Annotated in this window: 10 protein-coding genes, 2 tRNA genes and 3 rRNA genes; 8 read left to right on the forward strand and 7 right to left on the reverse strand. The window is 39.0% G+C overall.

Translation table 11 applies throughout. From position 1 onward, the window contains the following. The first annotated feature begins 68 nt into the window (after positions 1-68). Positions 69-1,517: a glyceraldehyde-3-phosphate dehydrogenase gene (locus tag OLM58_RS02725; RefSeq protein ID WP_264531114.1), complete on the forward strand. Its 1,449-nt coding sequence runs from the start codon at positions 69-71 to the stop codon at positions 1,515-1,517. Between the two features lie 113 nt (positions 1,518-1,630). Here the strand turns inward: OLM58_RS02725 and OLM58_RS02730 are convergent, their stop codons facing one another. Then, positions 1,631-2,089 (reverse strand): Lrp/AsnC family transcriptional regulator, encoded by a 459-nt coding sequence (locus tag OLM58_RS02730; protein WP_017498637.1) that lies wholly within the window; start codon positions 2,087-2,089, stop codon positions 1,631-1,633. A gap of 201 nt (positions 2,090-2,290) precedes the next feature. Between OLM58_RS02730 and ald the strand changes: the two genes are divergently transcribed. Then, a complete protein-coding gene (gene ald, locus OLM58_RS02735; RefSeq protein WP_264531115.1) occupies positions 2,291-3,409 on the forward strand; it encodes an alanine dehydrogenase in 1,119 nt (372 codons plus the stop codon). Positions 3,410-3,544: 135 nt separating this feature from the next. On the opposite strand, the gene pafA is transcribed toward ald, so the two are convergent. The 6 genes from pafA to OLM58_RS02765 all read right to left on the reverse strand — a co-directional run bounded on the left by pafA (position 3,545) and on the right by OLM58_RS02765 (position 11,033). Beyond that, on the reverse strand, positions 3,545-5,161 hold the full coding sequence (gene pafA / locus OLM58_RS02740) for an alkaline phosphatase PafA (protein WP_264531116.1): 1,617 nt from the start codon (positions 5,159-5,161) through the stop codon (positions 3,545-3,547). A gap of 576 nt (positions 5,162-5,737) precedes the next feature. Then, a 5S ribosomal RNA gene (gene rrf, locus OLM58_RS02745) occupies positions 5,738-5,847 on the reverse strand. Positions 5,848-6,030: 183 nt separating this feature from the next. Next, positions 6,031-8,910 (reverse strand): 23S ribosomal RNA (locus OLM58_RS02750). A 195-nt stretch (positions 8,911-9,105) separates the two neighbouring features. Further along, positions 9,106-9,179: transfer RNA gene (locus tag OLM58_RS02755), tRNA-Ala, on the reverse strand. 141 nt (positions 9,180-9,320) lie between these two features. After that, a tRNA-Ile gene (locus OLM58_RS02760) sits at positions 9,321-9,394 on the reverse strand. A gap of 125 nt (positions 9,395-9,519) precedes the next feature. Then, positions 9,520-11,033 (reverse strand): 16S ribosomal RNA (locus OLM58_RS02765). Together the 16S, 23S and 5S rRNA genes with 2 tRNA genes alongside form the textbook arrangement of a ribosomal RNA operon. A 900-nt stretch (positions 11,034-11,933) precedes the next feature. Between OLM58_RS02765 and thrS the strand changes: the two genes are divergently transcribed. The 6 genes from thrS to OLM58_RS02795 all read left to right on the forward strand — a co-directional run bounded on the left by thrS (position 11,934) and on the right by OLM58_RS02795 (position 16,649). Beyond that, positions 11,934-13,880 carry a threonine--tRNA ligase gene (gene thrS / locus OLM58_RS02770; RefSeq protein WP_264531117.1) on the forward strand — a complete coding sequence of 649 codons (1,947 nt, stop codon included), beginning with the start codon at positions 11,934-11,936 and terminating at the stop codon, positions 13,878-13,880. Positions 13,881-13,956: 76 nt separating this feature from the next. Continuing rightward, the gene (gene infC / locus OLM58_RS02775) at positions 13,957-14,454 is read left to right on the forward strand and encodes a translation initiation factor IF-3 (protein WP_217427714.1); all 498 of its coding nucleotides are present in this window, start codon (positions 13,957-13,959) and stop codon (positions 14,452-14,454) included. A gap of 119 nt (positions 14,455-14,573) precedes the next feature. Continuing rightward, entirely contained in the window at positions 14,574-14,771 is a 198-nt protein-coding gene (gene rpmI / locus OLM58_RS02780; protein ID WP_007810722.1) for a 50S ribosomal protein L35, read from the forward strand. 183 nt (positions 14,772-14,954) lie between these two features. After that, positions 14,955-15,299, forward strand: coding sequence for a 50S ribosomal protein L20 (rplT, locus tag OLM58_RS02785; protein WP_007810721.1), 345 nt, complete (start codon positions 14,955-14,957; stop codon positions 15,297-15,299). Positions 15,300-15,433: 134 nt separating this feature from the next. Then, on the forward strand, positions 15,434-16,006 hold the full coding sequence (locus tag OLM58_RS02790) for a Crp/Fnr family transcriptional regulator (RefSeq protein ID WP_264531118.1): 573 nt from the start codon (positions 15,434-15,436) through the stop codon (positions 16,004-16,006). A gap of 208 nt (positions 16,007-16,214) precedes the next feature. Continuing rightward, on the forward strand, positions 16,215-16,649 hold the full coding sequence (locus OLM58_RS02795; RefSeq protein ID WP_264531119.1) for a carboxymuconolactone decarboxylase family protein: 435 nt from the start codon (positions 16,215-16,217) through the stop codon (positions 16,647-16,649). Positions 16,650-16,848 lie beyond the last annotated feature (199 nt).

Here is a 16,848-nt window from a genome sequence, read left to right on the forward strand (position 1 = left end):
ATTGAAATGGGTACTTTTGCGCAAAATTTAAAAATAGTCGTCTATTTATTTTTTCAATTTAATCAATTATGAGCAAAAAATCTTTGTACCAAAAAGAGGTATCATTACAAGTCGACCGAAGAAGAGCTGGTGTCGAATTAATTAAAATCATAAGCGATTTATGGTATGACAAATCCATTGAAATGGTTCTTTTCAAAAACCAATTACTGGATCAAAATGTCAGCGATATTATCAACTTGCATCAATATGCCGGTGAATTTGTAGGCAAGCCTATCACCATTTTTGATTCGGTTGAAATCGCCAAAGTTGTTTTATCTTTAGATCTTCCACCTGCAAAATTAGATCTTGGAAAACTAACTTACGAATATCGTTTAGAAGATGAAAAATATCCTGATGCGCGATATTTTGTAATCGATAAATTGAAAGAAGCAAAATCTTCAGAAGAAATTCAGCCAAAAGATGTTGTTTTATATGGTTTCGGAAGAATTGGTCGTTTATTAGCGAGAGAATTAATGTCTAAAACTGGTAAAGGAAACCAATTGCGACTGAGAGCGATTGTTACCAGAGACAAAAATGACGCTTCAACATTAGAGAAAAGAGCTTCTCTTTTAAGATACGATTCAATACATGGAGATTTTCAGGGGTCTGTTACTGCCGATCCAAAGAACAATGCATTAATTATCAACGGAACTACCGTTCATATCATTACAGCAAATTCACCGGAAGAAATTGATTATACATTATACGGAATCAATGAGGCCTTAGTTATTGACAATACCGGAGCTTTTACAACAGAAGAAGCTTTAAAAAGACACTTAACTTCTAAAGGAGCCAGTAAAGTTTTATTGACTGCACCTGGAAAAGGAGTTCCAAATATCGTTCACGGAGTAAACCACAACGAGTACAATCCTGACGAAATTGATATTTTCTCTGCTGCATCCTGCACGACAAATGCTATCACACCAGTATTAAAAGCTGTTGAAGATACTTTAGGAGTAGTAAAAGGACACTTAGAAACCATCCATGCCTATACAAACGACCAGAATTTGGTTGACAATATGCATAAAAAATACCGTCGTGGAAGAGCAGCCGCTTTAAACATGGTCATTACCGAAACTGGTGCAGGAAGTGCCGTTGCAAAAGCATTGCCATCATTAGAAGGAAAATTAACCTCTAATGCCATCAGAGTTCCTGTTCCAAACGGTTCATTGGTAGTTTTAAACTTAGAAGTTAAAAAAGCAACTTCGATCCCGGCTATCAACAAGATCATGAAGAAATACGCTTTGGAAGGTGAATTGGTGGAGCAAATCAAATATTCATTGAACAACGAACTGGTTTCATCAGACATTGTAGGAACTTCAGCTCCTTCAATCTATGACAGTAACGCTACAATTGTTTCAAAAGATGGTAAAAACATTGTATTATACATTTGGTACGATAATGAATACGGCTACAGCCACCAGGTAATTCGTCTGGCAAAATACATTGCCAAAGTAAGACGTTTTACTTACTACTAGGATACATCAAAACCACTAATACTGTAAAGCCATCAAGTTTTTCTTGGTGGCTTTTCTTTTAGATTTCAAATCATCACAATTTTAATCCAAAAAAATCCAGCGGCTTATTGAAACTATATCGGTAAAACTGTCGTGCTCTTCACTTCAGAAATTACAAAAACAGTATTGATCAGAGAAACTTCAGGAAGAACTGCTAATTTTTTTTGATGAAAGTGATGAAAGCTTTCCATATCGGGAATGACAACTTTCAACATATAATCAAAATTTCCGGAAACATAATTACACTCCACCACTTCCGGTAAATTCAGAATGGACTGATTGAATCCTTCCGAAGTATCATAAGTCTGCTTCGTGAGGGTCACCTGACAATACACGGTTAAATTATTCCCGAGTTTTTTCTTGTTTAAAATAGAGACATACTTCTCTATAACCCCTTCTTTTTCAAGACGTTTCACCCGATCATGAACTGGTGTCAAAGACAGGTTTATCTTGTTCGCAATGTCTTTTAAAGTATAATGCGCATTTTCCTGTAAAAGTCGTAAGATTTTCTTGTCAATTTCATCTAGAGCCATAACGAAAACGTTTTCATTGATTAATAAAATTTAGTCATTTTTTCTTTTTAGAGGCAATTTACTTTCCGTAAACAGTATAATTTTCTGTAAAAGTAGAAAATAAAATAATATTTTCTTATTTATTACTCATTAATCAATAATATATTCTCTATCTGTAGTTTTGTAAAACAATTTCAATAAAAAATAAAAAAAGATAACAAAATGATAATAGGTGTTCCAAAAGAAATCAAAAACAATGAGAACCGTGTAGCATTAACTCCTGCAGGAGTTTCTGAAATGAAAAAACACGGACATACTGTTTACGTACAAGCTACAGCCGGTTTAGGAAGTGGTTTCAGTGATGATGAATATGCAAATGCAGGTGCGGTAGTTTTAGGAACTATTGAAGAAGTATATGCCATTGCAGAAATGATTATTAAAGTAAAAGAGCCTATTGCTTCTGAATACCCATTAATCAAAAAAGATCAATTATTATTCACTTATTTCCACTTTGCTTCATCAGAGCCATTAACTCATGCTATGCTTGAGAAAGGTGCTGTATGTTTGGCTTACGAAACAGTTGAAAAAGCAGACCGCAGCTTACCATTATTAGTACCAATGTCTGAAGTTGCAGGTCGTATGGCTATCCAACAAGGGGCAAAATACCTTGAAAAACCATTAAAAGGAAGAGGAATTCTTTTAGGAGGTGTTCCGGGTGTACCACCAGCAAAAGTATTGGTTTTAGGTGGTGGAATCGTAGGAACTCAGGCTGCTAAAATGGCTGCTGGTTTAGGCGCTCAGGTTACTATCATGGATTTAAGCTTACCACGTTTACGTTATTTAGATGATATCATGCCAGCTAACGTGAACACAGAAATGTCTAACCACTACAACATCACTAAAGCAATCGCTACAGCTGATTTAATTGTTGGTGCCGTTTTGATCCCAGGAGCAAAAGCACCTCACTTGATTACTCGTGACATGTTAAAATTAATGCGTCCGGGAACTGTTGTTGTTGACGTAGCTGTAGATCAAGGTGGATGTATCGAAACTTGTACTCCTACAACTCACGAAAACCCAACTTTCATCATCGATGATATTGTTCACTATTGCGTAGCTAATATGCCGGGAGCTGTTCCTTACACTTCTACTTTAGCTTTAACAAATGCTACCCTACCTTATGCTGTACAATTAGCAAACAAAGGATGGAAGACCGCTTGTAACGAAAATGAAGAATTGAAAAAAGGATTAAACATTGCTAATGGAAAAATCCTTTACAAGGGAGTTGCTGAAGCTTGGAATTTACCTTTCAACGAAGAAATAGTGTTAGCAAACGCATAATGCTAACATTAAAATAAGTGCTTACTAAATCACTATCAAAAGGCTTTTCTTTATTGAGAAGCCTTTTTTTTTGCGCATAAAAAAACCTGTCAAAAAACATGACAGGTTCTATATCATTTTCCAATTACGGAAGAACTATTTTTCATCCAGAACTTCCTGTAACACTTTTGCTTCTGTTCCATTTGGAAAAGTTACTTTAATTTTTTGAGCTATTGTCGGCGCAATTTCAGTTATAGCTTTTTTGTCGTATGACTCTCCTTTTTTAATATGCCATCCATAAAAAATAGCTGGCACATGTGTATCATAACTATAAGGAGTTCCATGTGATGTTCCTGTAGTCGAATACTCAATATTTCCAGGTTTATCAAGGATAATCAAATCTCCGTTTTGAGTTACATCATAACCTTTCGCTATAAAATCAAGATAATAATCCTTTCCGGAATTTGCTAAAATTTCCTCTTCTGTATATGCTCTCTTAACTTGTGGTTGTGAAATCAAAAACTCTTTAAAACTCTGCTTCACTTTTACTAAATCAAGTCCTTTTTTCTTAAGAACTGGCTTATTCAAAAACACATTAAAGTTCGAATAATTTAAAATCAAATCTACACCAAATGTTTTCACCGAAAAATCCTGCAGACTCTTTCTAACATCCTTAACCGGATAATTGTTTACATTATATTTTCGATCCTTTAAATAGATCACATTCTCAGCACCCGCATGATCAGCTGTTAAGAATAACAAATAATTATCTTTCCCGACCGTCTTATCTAAATAATTTAAAAAGTCCGCAATTGTCTGATCCAATCTTAAATAAGTATCCTGAAGTTCCATCGATCTTGGCCCAAGTAAATGCCCCACATAATCTGTAGAAGAAAAACTAACCGTTAGAAAATCAGTTATATTATCTTTCCCTAACTCTTCCTTTTCGATCGCTTTCATAGCGAACTCTGCTAACAAATCATTTCCATAAGGAGTAGCTCTTAAAACTCCGGCATCATTCTTCTCATACATGCTTTTCAAATCATAAGGAAAAACCGGCGCTGCACTTCCGTACAACTTCCCTTCGTATGGATTATTATCCGGTAAGCTTTCATTATAAACCGAAAGAGGCTTATACAAATCCCACCCTTTATTGATATACGTCATATAACGTTTCTCATTATTGAATTCCGAAACCCACTCCGGTAACTTTTCACCATAAAAAGTACTCGAAATAAAAGAACCTGTCTTACTGTACCAAAAAGCCCAATTCGCAAAATGCCCCGCTGGCAAAATCGCACCACGATCTTTCAAACTCATTCCAATCACTTTACCTTCAAAATTAGTCCCCATTCTTACTTCATCAGTAATAGTAGTACTGAGCAAGTTCTTAGGAGACATCGCACCTTCTTCAGCAGTACCATCGCCAACTGTTTTCACACTAACATCATCCGTACAATAGGTATCTTTACCAAGTGTTCTGCTAAACCATTCATTCCCTACAATTCCATGAGTTGCCGGTGTAGTCCCTGTATAAATAGACGCATGACCAGGAGCAGTGTAAGTAGGCATATAATTATAATGCATATTCTGAAAAGTATATCCATTATTCATCAATCTCTTAAATCCATTTGACGAAAAATCATCTGAGAACCGATACAAATATTCCATTTTCATCTGATCTACCACAATACCTACCACCAACTTAGGGCGCTGCTGAGCACTTAAATTTGAGAATACAAACAGTGTCAACAATACAATAGTTTTTTTCATACTTAAATTATAATGTTTCAAACAAAAATACTCAATAGCATTTAAAAAAATCGATCACACTACCTTAAAAAACAAAAAATGACTATATTTTAACAAAAACAAAATTAATAGAGTAATTATGGCGTTCCCCTTCGGGTCGGGCTGTCCGCTAAATCTTTTGCGATAGAAGTTTCAGGGAATTTTTTAAGTGAACGGTCCTCGCAAAAGGATATCGCTCCCATCCCTAACGCAGTCAACGATAAAAAGAATATTCAAAGAAAAAAGGACCAATCATCCTTGAGCTATTTTCTAACCGCAAAGTCTGCAAAGGTATACGCAAAGCCCGCAAGGAAAAAAGGCTGAAAGCCCGAAAAGCAAAGAGCATAGTGCAAAGCACTATGGACCAAAATAAACAGCAAACATCGCCCTGAAAGGGCAAAAGCCATCTACATCCAATAAAAAATCCGTTCTAATCCGCGTTTTCGCCTGGCGAATCCGTATCATCCGTGTATAATTTTTTTTACCGCAAAACGCTCAAGGATTTAAAAAACGTTATACAACAAAAAACCCTATCCGAATTGGATAGGGTTCTTAAAAGAAAGGCGACGACATACTCTCCCACATAACTGCAGTACCATCTGCGCAGGCGGGCTTAACTTCTCTGTTCGGGATGGGAAGAGGTGAGCCCCGCCGCAATAACCACCTTAAGGTTTTTAGTCTAAAGTCACAAGTCTTAAAGTTTTAAAGTCTTTCAACTTTATGACTTTAATCTTTCGACTTAAAGACTGCTCGCGTCGAGCTAATATTTTAACATACTGAGATAAAGAAACAAATAAGTTTTTTATTAAGAAAGTTTCCTCCCTCTCGTCTGGGACGAGAGGGAAAAGGGTGTACATAAGCTTACGGATTATTAGTACTACTCGACTATGACATTACTGCCTTTACATCTATAGCCTATCAACGTGGTCATCTTCCACGATCCTTAAAAGAAATCTCATCTTGTGGTGGGTTTCGCGCTTATATGCTTTCAGCGCTTATCCCTTCCAAACGTAGCTACTCTGCGGTGCCCCTGGCGGGACAACAGATACACTAGAGGTTTGTCCAATTCGGTCCTCTCGTACTAGAATCAGATCCACTCAAATTTCTAACGCCCACAGTAGATAGAGACCGAACTGTCTCACGACGTTCTGAACCCAGCTCGCGTGCCACTTTAATGGGCGAACAGCCCAACCCTTGGGACCTTCTCCAGCCCCAGGATGTGACGAGCCGACATCGAGGTGCCAAACCCCCCGTCGATATGAGCTCTTGGGGGAGATCAGCCTGTTATCCCCGGCGTACCTTTTATCCTTTGAGCGATGGCCCTTCCATGCGGAACCACCGGATCACTATGCTCTACTTTCGTACCTGATCGACCTGTATGTCTCTCAGTCAAGCTCCCTTATGCCATTGCACTCTACGCACGGTTACCAAGCGTACTGAGGGAACCTTTAGAAGCCTCCGTTACTCTTTTGGAGGCGACCACCCCAGTCAAACTACCCACCAAGCACTGTCCTCTTCATCGAAGAGTTAGGCCTCAGATAAACAAAGGGTTGTATTTCAACAATGACTCCACAACGCCTGGCGACGCCACTTCAAAGTCTCCAACCTATCCTACACATCATTTATCCAAGGTCAATACTAAGCTATAGTAAAGGTGCACAGGGTCTTTTCGTCCCACTGCGGGTAAACGGCATCTTCACCGTTACTACAATTTCACCGAGCTCATGGCTGAGACAGTGTCCAGATCGTTACACCATTCGTGCAGGTCGGAACTTACCCGACAAGGAATTTCGCTACCTTAGGACCGTTATAGTTACGGCCGCCGTTTACTGGGGCTTCAATTCAATGCTTCTCCGAAGATAACATCTCCTCTTAACCTTCCAGCACCGGGCAGGTGTCAGGCCCTATACTTCATCTTACGATTTTGCAGAGCCCTGTGTTTTTGATAAACAGTCGCCTGGACCTCTTCACTGCGGCCCCCATTGCTGGGGGCGACCTTTCTCCCGAAGTTACAGGTCTATTTTGCCTAATTCCTTAGCCATGAATCTCTCGAGCACCTTAGGATTCTCTCCTCAACTACCTGTGTCGGTTTACGGTACTGGTACTAATTACCTGAAGTTTAGAGGTTTTTCTTGGAAGCCCTTAGGCGCACTATCTCTTTGTCCGAAGACTCCGAGTACTATCGTATTTCACCATTCTCTACGGATTTGCCTATAGAGAATATAGCTAGGTACTTCAACGAACTATTCCGTCAGTTCGCGGCGCTTTCATCACTCCGTCACCCCATCACAGTAATTAGTAGTACGGGAATATTAACCCGTTGGCCATCGACTGTCCCTTTCGGGTTCGCCTTAGGACCAGACTAACCCACAGCTGATTAGCATAGCTGTGGAAACCTTAGTTTTTCGGTGTGCGGGTTTCTCGCCCGCATTATCGTTACTTATGCCTACATTTTCTTTTCCAGCCAGTCCAGCATACCTTACGATACACCTTCAACCCTGCTGGAATGCTCCCCTACCACTTTGTATTACTACAAAATCCATAGCTTCGGTAATATGCTTATGCCCGATTATTATCCATGCTCGTCCGCTCGACTAGTGAGCTGTTACGCACTCTTTAAATGAATGGCTGCTTCCAAGCCAACATCCTAGCTGTCTGGGCAGACAAACCTCGTTCTTTCAACTTAGCATATATTTGGGGACCTTAGCTGATGGTCTGGGTTCTTTCCCTCTCGGACTTGGACCTTAGCACCCAAGCCCTCACTGTTATCAATCATTATATAGCATTCGGAGTTTGTCAGGAATTGGTAGGCGGTGAAGCCCCCGCATCCAATCAGTAGCTCTACCTCTATATAACTAAAATAACGCTGCACCTAAATGCATTTCGGGGAGTACGAGCTATTTCCGAGTTTGATTGGCCTTTCACCCCTACCCACAGGTCATCCGAAGACTTTTCAACGTCAACCGGTTCGGACCTCCACACTGTGTTACCAGCGCTTCATCCTGCCCATGGGTAGATCACACGGTTTCGCGTCTAACACTACTGACTAAAGCGCCCTATTCAGACTCGCTTTCGCTACGGATCCGTGACTTAATCACTTAACCTTGCCAGCAACGTTAACTCGTAGGCTCATTATGCAAAAGGCACGCCGTCACCCCACTTAAGGGCTCCGACCGCTTGTAAGCGTATGGTTTCAGGATCTATTTCACTCCGTTATTCACGGTTCTTTTCACCTTTCCCTCACGGTACTGGTTCACTATCGGTCTCTCAGGAGTATTTAGCCTTAGCGGATGGTCCCGCCAAATTCAGACAGGGTTTCACGTGCCCCGCCCTACTCAGGATACCACTATCTATTATACTTGTTACCCATACGAGGCTATCACTCTCTGTGGCTCGACTTTCCAGTCGATTCCGGTTCCTTGTACATAAAATGTCGTGGTCCTACAACCCCAACAATGCCGTAACATCATTGGTTTGGGCTAATCCGCGTTCGCTCGCCACTACTTACGGAATCACTTTTGTTTTCTTCTCCTCCGCCTACTTAGATGTTTCAGTTCAGCGGGTTTGCCCACCTATCGGTGTACTATGTCTTCAACATAGTGGGTTGCCCCATTCGGATATCTACGGATCAATCGATGTGTGCTCGTCCCCGTAGCTTTTCGCAGCTTATCACGTCCTTCTTCGCCTCTGAGAGCCTAGGCATCCCCCATACGCCCTTATTTTGCTTATTGTACCAATCTTGTTAATTAAAACAAGACCGTTTTTTTTTGTCTTTTATTATTACTAATAAAAAACGCTTTCTACTTTCTTATTATTTTCTTATCTCAATATGTCAATGAACTTTTATCAATTAGATAATACAGTAATTAGTCAATTTGATAATTAATTATCTCATATTCTAATTGGCTAATTATCTAATTAACCAGTGGAGAATAACGGAGTCGAACCGTTGACCTCCTGCGTGCAAGGCAGGCGCTCTAGCCAGCTGAGCTAATCCCCCATTTTTTAGTTGTCAGTTAACAGTTTTCAGTTAACAGTACTTAAAACGGTTACTCAACCTCTAAAATTTCCTTATAAATTAAGCTTACAGTCTTTCTTTTAATTGATAATTAACAATTGATAATTAACAATTCTTAAAAAGTAGTCCCGGGCAGACTCGAACTGCCGACCCCTACATTATCAGTGTAGTACTCTAACCAGCTGAGCTACGAGACTCTGTTTTTACTTAATTCTTTCATTTTTTTAAATTAACAGCAAGAGTAATACAATCTCCAATTCAGAAACCCATAAATAGTCATCTTTTTTCCTTAACGTGCACTAGACTAACAGTAAGGCTCTAGAAAGGAGGTGTTCCAGCCGCACCTTCCGGTACGGCTACCTTGTTACGACTTAGCCCTAGTTACCAGTTTTACCCTAGGCAGCTCCTTGCGGTCACCGACTTCAGGCACCCCCAGCTTCCATGGCTTGACGGGCGGTGTGTACAAGGCCCGGGAACGTATTCACCGGATCATGGCTGATATCCGATTACTAGCGATTCCAGCTTCACGGAGTCGAGTTGCAGACTCCGATCCGAACTGTGACCGGTTTTATAGATTCGCTCCTGGTCGCCCAGTGGCTGCTCTCTGTACCGGCCATTGTAGCACGTGTGTAGCCCAAGGCGTAAGGGCCGTGATGATTTGACGTCATCCCCACCTTCCTCACAGTTTGCACTGGCAGTCTTGTTAGAGTTCCCGACTTGACTCGCTGGCAACTAACAACAGGGGTTGCGCTCGTTATAGGACTTAACCTGACACCTCACGGCACGAGCTGACGACAACCATGCAGCACCTTGTAATTTGTCTTGCGAAAGATCTGTTTCCAAATCGGTCAAACTACATTTAAGCCTTGGTAAGGTTCCTCGCGTATCATCGAATTAAACCACATGCTCCACCGCTTGTGCGGGCCCCCGTCAATTCCTTTGAGTTTCATTCTTGCGAACGTACTCCCCAGGTGGGATACTTATCACTTTCGCTTAGCCACTGAACTTGCGCCCAACAGCTAGTATCCATCGTTTACGGCGTGGACTACCAGGGTATCTAATCCTGTTCGCTACCCACGCTTTCGTCCATCAGCGTCAATCCATTAGTAGTAACCTGCCTTCGCAATTGGTATTCCATGTAATCTCTAAGCATTTCACCGCTACACTACATATTCTAGTTACTTCCTAATAATTCAAGTTTAGCAGTATCAATGGCCGTTCCACCGTTGAGCGATGGGCTTTCACCACTGACTTACTAAACCGCCTACGGACCCTTTAAACCCAATGATTCCGGATAACGCTTGGATCCTCCGTATTACCGCGGCTGCTGGCACGGAGTTAGCCGATCCTTATTCTTACGATACCGTCAAATCTCTACACGTAGAGGTGTTTCTTCTCGTACAAAAGCAGTTTACAATCCATAGGACCGTCATCCTGCACGCGGCATGGCTGGATCAGGCTTGCGCCCATTGTCCAATATTCCTCACTGCTGCCTCCCGTAGGAGTCTGGTCCGTGTCTCAGTACCAGTGTGGGGGATCTCCCTCTCAGGACCCCTACCCATCGTAGCCTTGGTAAGCCGTTACCTTACCAACTAGCTAATGGGACGCATGCTCATCTTTTACCGTTGTGACTTTAATAGTATCTCGATGCCGAGTCACTATACTATGAGGTATTAATCCAAATTTCTCTGGGCTATCCCTCTGTAAAAGGTAGATTGCATACGCGTTACGCACCCGTGCGCCGGTCTCTGCCGATAAATCGGCATACCCCTCGACTTGCATGTGTTAAGCCTGCCGCTAGCGTTCATCCTGAGCCAGGATCAAACTCTTCATCGTATATTTTTTATATTATATTGCGATGAATATCTATCGGTTCTTTTCGAATCTTACGATTCTATTACTCTTATTCTTTTGTCCCGATTAATCGGGACGGCTGTCAATTCAATATGTCTACGAACGTATTCTTTTTTCTTAATTTCGCTTGTTTCTCAAAGCGGGTGCAAAAGTAGAAAACTTATTTCTAATCGGCAAGAGTTTTTTGAAGTTTTTTTTTAGAAAATTTCTTTTCGTTTTTAACTTCTCTCCTTACCAATCTTTCAATGAACTTCCCTTGTTTTGCGGGGTGCAAACTTAAAACTTTCTTTCTTTACTCACAAGCTTTTTTTAATCTTTTTTGAAAATAAATTTTCGTTTTGATTCGTTTTGCTTATCAGTATTTCCGTGAACGTTTATCGCTGTTGCGGGTGCAAAAGTAGTCACTTTATCCGCTTTTACAAGCTTTTTATAAACTTATTTTTAATCTTTTTTAAAGCTTTTCCTTAACACCTTGATAATATAAACTTTACAACTTCTTATTTGTTTTAAAATTATAAGATTTTTCCTCACCAACATTCATTTACCACAATATACCCCCTCAACAGCATTCCTTTTTTACATCCATCCTTACCTACCACACCATTTATTATCAAATTTCACCCCATATACAACCTCACCACACCCCTTATCAACATCTCCAACCTCCCAAGCAACCATTAAAACAAACACAGCACACTCCAAAACAACTCCAACCTTATTCTTTACAACTTAACCCGCAACAACACCTTATAATATAGTATACAAAAACAAAGAAAACCAGCTCATCCAATCAACACCTATTATATTATAGTATAAACATGAATTTATATATTGTATGTATTTACGTAATGCGCTATATTTGCATTCACAAAATTATAAACAATGATTAAGATTACTTTACCCGACGGGTCAATTAGAGAGTTCGCCTCAGGCGTAACTCCGATGGAGGTTGCGAAAAGCATTAGTGAAGGATTTGCAAGAAATGTGATTTCTGCATCTTTTAATGGTACAACAATTGAAACCGAAACCCAATTGACGACCGACGGTAGTCTTACTTTATATACCTGGAATGATGCAGAAGGAAAAAAGGCTTTTTGGCATTCTACTTCACACGTAATGGCACAAGCCCTCGAAGAATTGTACCCTGGAATCAAACTAACTCTAGGACCTGCAATTGCAAATGGCTTTTATTATGATGTTGATTTTGAAGATCAAAAAATTACTGACGCTGATTTCAAAAAGATTGAAGATCGTGTTCTTGAAATCTCAAGAGGAAAACATGAATTCAAAATGCGTCCGGTTAGCAAAGCCGACGCTTTAGAAATGTATAAAGACAACGTTTACAAAACGGAATTAATTTCAAATCTTGAAGACGGCACTATTACATTTTGCGATCACGCTACTTTTACTGACTTATGCCGTGGCGGACATATTCCGAATACAGGAATTATCAAAGCCATGAAAGTTATGAGTGTAGCCGGGGCTTACTGGAGAGGTGACGAAAAAAACAAGCAGTTAACTCGAGTTTATGGAACTTCTTTCCCTAAGCAAAAAGATTTAACTGAATATCTTGAACTTCTTGAAGAAGCTAAACGTCGTGATCACCGTAAACTTGGTAAAGAACTTGAATTGTTTGCTTTCTCTCAGAAAGTCGGACAAGGTTTACCATTATGGTTACCAAAGGGCGCCGCCCTTAGAGACCGTCTAGAGCAGTTTTTAAAGAGAGCTCAAAAGAAAGCCGGTTACGAACAAGTTGTTACTCCGCATATTGGACAAAAAGAACTTTATGTTACTTCTGGTCACTATGCAAAATATGGCGCTGATAGTTTTCAACCGATACACACTCCTGCTGAAGGTGAAGAATTTTTATTGAAACCAATGAACTGCCCTCACCACTGTGAAATCTACAATGTAAGACCGTGGTCGTATAAAGATTTACCAAAGCGCTACGCAGAATTTGGTACAGTTTACAGATACGAGCAATCTGGTGAATTACACGGGCTAACTCGTGTGAGAGGATTTACTCAGGATGATGCACATATCTTCTGTACTCCGGAACAATTGGACGAAGAATTCAAAAAGGTAATCGATTTAGTACTTTATGTATTTGGTTCCTTAGGTTTTGAAAACTTTACAGCTCAAATTTCATTGAGAGATCAGGAAAACAGAGATAAATACATTGGTTCTGATGAGAACTGGGAAAAAGCTGAAAACGCTATTATCAATGCCGCAGCCGACAAAGGACTGAATACGGTTGTAGAATATGGCGAGGCAGCTTTCTACGGTCCTAAACTTGACTTCATGGTTAAAGATGCTTTAGGCAGACAATGGCAATTAGGAACTATTCAGGTAGATTACAACCTTCCGGAACGCTTTGAATTGACTTATAAAGGTGCCGATAACGAATTACACCGTCCGGTTATGATTCACAGAGCTCCTTTTGGATCAATGGAACGTTTCATCGCAATTTTACTGGAGCACACTGCAGGAAATTTCCCACTTTGGCTAATGCCGGAGCAAGCTATAATCTTGTCTTTGAGCGAGAAATACGAAATATATGCTAAAAAAGTTTTAGATTTGCTAGAAAATCACGAAATTCGCGCCCTAATTGACAACCGAAACGAGACTATCGGTAAGAAAATTAGAGATGCTGAGATGCAAAAAACTCCATTTATGCTGATTGTTGGTGAGGAAGAGGAGAAAAACGGAACGGTTTCTATCCGTCGTCATGGGCAAGAAGGAAAAGGTAATATTACAGTTGCAATCGATGAATTTGTCGCTATTGTAAACGAAGAAATAAAAAAGACATTAAAAGTTTTTACAGTTTAACTTAAATTATAAAGTCATAGCAATAAGAAGCAACAGAGGTTACCAACCTCGAGTAGAAAAAAAGGATGCCCACAGAATAAACAATAATATTCGTGGCGTACAAGAAGTAAGATTAGTAGGCGAAAACATCGAACCAGGTGTATTTAAGCTTGCTGAAGCTTTACGATTAGCAGATCAATTTGAACTGGATTTAGTTGAGATCTCGCCAAACGCTGAGCCACCGGTTTGTAAAATCATGGATTACAAGAAATTCGTTTACGAACAAAAGAAACGTGATAAGGTGTTAAAAGCTAAGTCTACGCAAGTTGTCGTAAAAGAAATTCGATTCGGTCCTCAAACGGATGAGCATGATTACGAATTTAAAAGAAAAAATGCAGAGAAGTTCCTTAAAGAAGGTGCTAAACTGAAAGCGTTTGTATTCTTTAAAGGACGTTCTATCATCTATAAAGATCAAGGTCAGATCTTGCTTTTACGTTTGGCAACAGACCTTGAAGAGCATGGTAAAGTTGAAGCAATGCCTGTTTTGGAAGGAAAGAGAATGATTATGTTCATTGCTCCGAAGAAAAAGAAATAAATTATTTGCAATAAGCAATAGGCTTTAAGCAAAAGTTTGATGAAACTTATGCTTAAAGCCTAAAGCCTAATGCTTTTGAAGATATAAGTAAGTAAGAATAAATTAAAACACTAGGAAAAATGCCTAAAATGAAAACAAAATCTAGCGCCAAGAAACGTTTCAAAGTTACTGGTTCTGGAAAGATTAAAAGAAAGCATGCTTTTAAAAGTCACATCTTGACTAAAAAATCTAAAAAACGTAAATTAGCTTTGACACACTCAGCGCTAGTTCACTCTACAGATATGAAAAGCATCAAACAACAATTAAGAATTATCTAATATAAGTCAAAAGTTGGAAAGTCATAAAGTTGAAAAGTCAGTAACTGACTTGAGACGTTTGACTTTAAAACATTAGACTAGAGATTTTCTTTAGGTTTAAAATTATTTATATAACCTTGGAGTATGGCTTTTAAGTTCCTTTGATTCAATTCAGGACGCCTGCTACAAAAACACATTAAAATTATGCCAAGATCGGTAAATTCAGTTGCTAAAAGAGCAAGAAGAAAAAAAATAATGAAGCAAGCCAAAGGTTTCTTTGGTAGACGTAAAAACGTTTGGACAGTTGCTAAGAATGCAGTAGAGAAAGCAATGTGCTACGCTTACCGCGATAGAAAACAAAACAAAAGAAATTTCCGTGCTTTATGGATTCAACGTATCAACGCTGGAGCTAGATTAGAAGGAATGTCTTATTCTCAATTCATGGGGAAAGTAAAAGCTAACGGAATCGAATTGAACCGTAAAGTTCTTGCAGATTTAGCGATGAACCACCCTGAAGCTTTCAAAGCAATACTTAATAAAGTAAAATAAACGTTTTATAAACTCAATTTAGATTACTTACTTATCATAGAAAAACCATCTCGTTTAAACGGGATGGTTTTTTGCTTTATACCCGTTTGCTAAATTCTAATTTTTAAAAGTACATTTGTATAAAACTTATACCAATGTACACTGCTCTTTTTGCACACATCGAAAAATTTGTAACTCTGGAAGCTTCTGAGATTAATCTCTTAGAATCTGCTTTAAGTTTATCAAGCATTAAAAAGAAAGATCACGTACTTCGGGAAGGTCAAATATGCAACACTCTATATTTTATCGTTAAAGGATGCATGCGTCAATATATCATTAATTCGAAAGGAACTGAACAAACACTTCAATTTGGAATAGAAAGCTGGTGGATTACAGATTACCTAAGTTACCACAACCACGTTCCTTCTCATTTTTATATTCAGGCTGTAGAGAATTCTGAGGTTATTGCCTTAGAACAATCTGTATTGGAGTCTGTATTGATTCAAGTTCCAAAATTGGAGCGCTACTTTCGCATTGTTTCCCAGAAGTCATTTGGAGCTGCACAAATGCGAATTAAGTTTCTATTCACCATGTCTGCAGAAGAAAGATACCATCATTTCAACAATCTTAATCCTGAGTTTGTTCAGCGTGTTCCTCAATACATGCTTGCCTCCTATCTTGATTTTTCACCAGAATTTATGAGCAAAATCAGGGCCGGTAAAGTTTAATTCTGAGAAACTAAGGCTCTCAGATACTAAGCATCTTTTGATTTTTAGAGTATCAAAAAACAAATCCTGTTCTTTTATATACATCGTTAGCGAACTCTGAACCTTATTATCTCAGAATCTCAGCGACTCAATAGTTTTCTTGAAGTAGTTCAAGTTTTTCAAATATGATATATATGATCTTTGTATCAAACTTTTAAAAACACTTCAAATGAAACCAAGAATCGTTATTCCAACAGCTGCTCCGCAAGCTTACCAAGCATTACTAAATTTAGAAAAATACATTTCTACTACTTCACTTACACCTGTACACAAAGAGCTGATTAAAATTCGTGCTTCACAAATAAATGGATGTGCGCATTGCATTAACATGCATACCATCGATGCGCGAAAACACGGTATATCCGAACAACGTATTTATTTATTAAGTGCCTGGCGTGATACAGATATTTATACGGAAGAAGAAAAAGCAATTTTAGCCCTAACTGAAGAAGTTACTCTAATTAGCCATCACGTTTCTGATGAGACCTACCAAAATGCAGCAAGTTTATTCGATGATCAATATTTAGCAGAAATCATTCTGGCAATTATTACCATTAACTCCTGGAATAGAATTGCTATCACAACAGGATTGCGAGTTTCTTAGTTCTTTTGAGAATAAATTAACCCACTAATACAGACAAAGTCTTCATTAAAGGAAGGATTTGTCTGTATTTACTTATAAATAAACTTCGAAAAATAAAAAATAAAATTTACATAAAAACAGGTATTTATACGCTTTTTTTAGAACTTTAATTCTTTACTTTTGGCGCATGATACCTTACAGAATGCGGACTTTCCTATAT

The organism is Flavobacterium sp. N502540, assembly GCF_025947365.1.
Lineage (GTDB): Bacteria > Bacteroidota > Bacteroidia > Flavobacteriales > Flavobacteriaceae > Flavobacterium.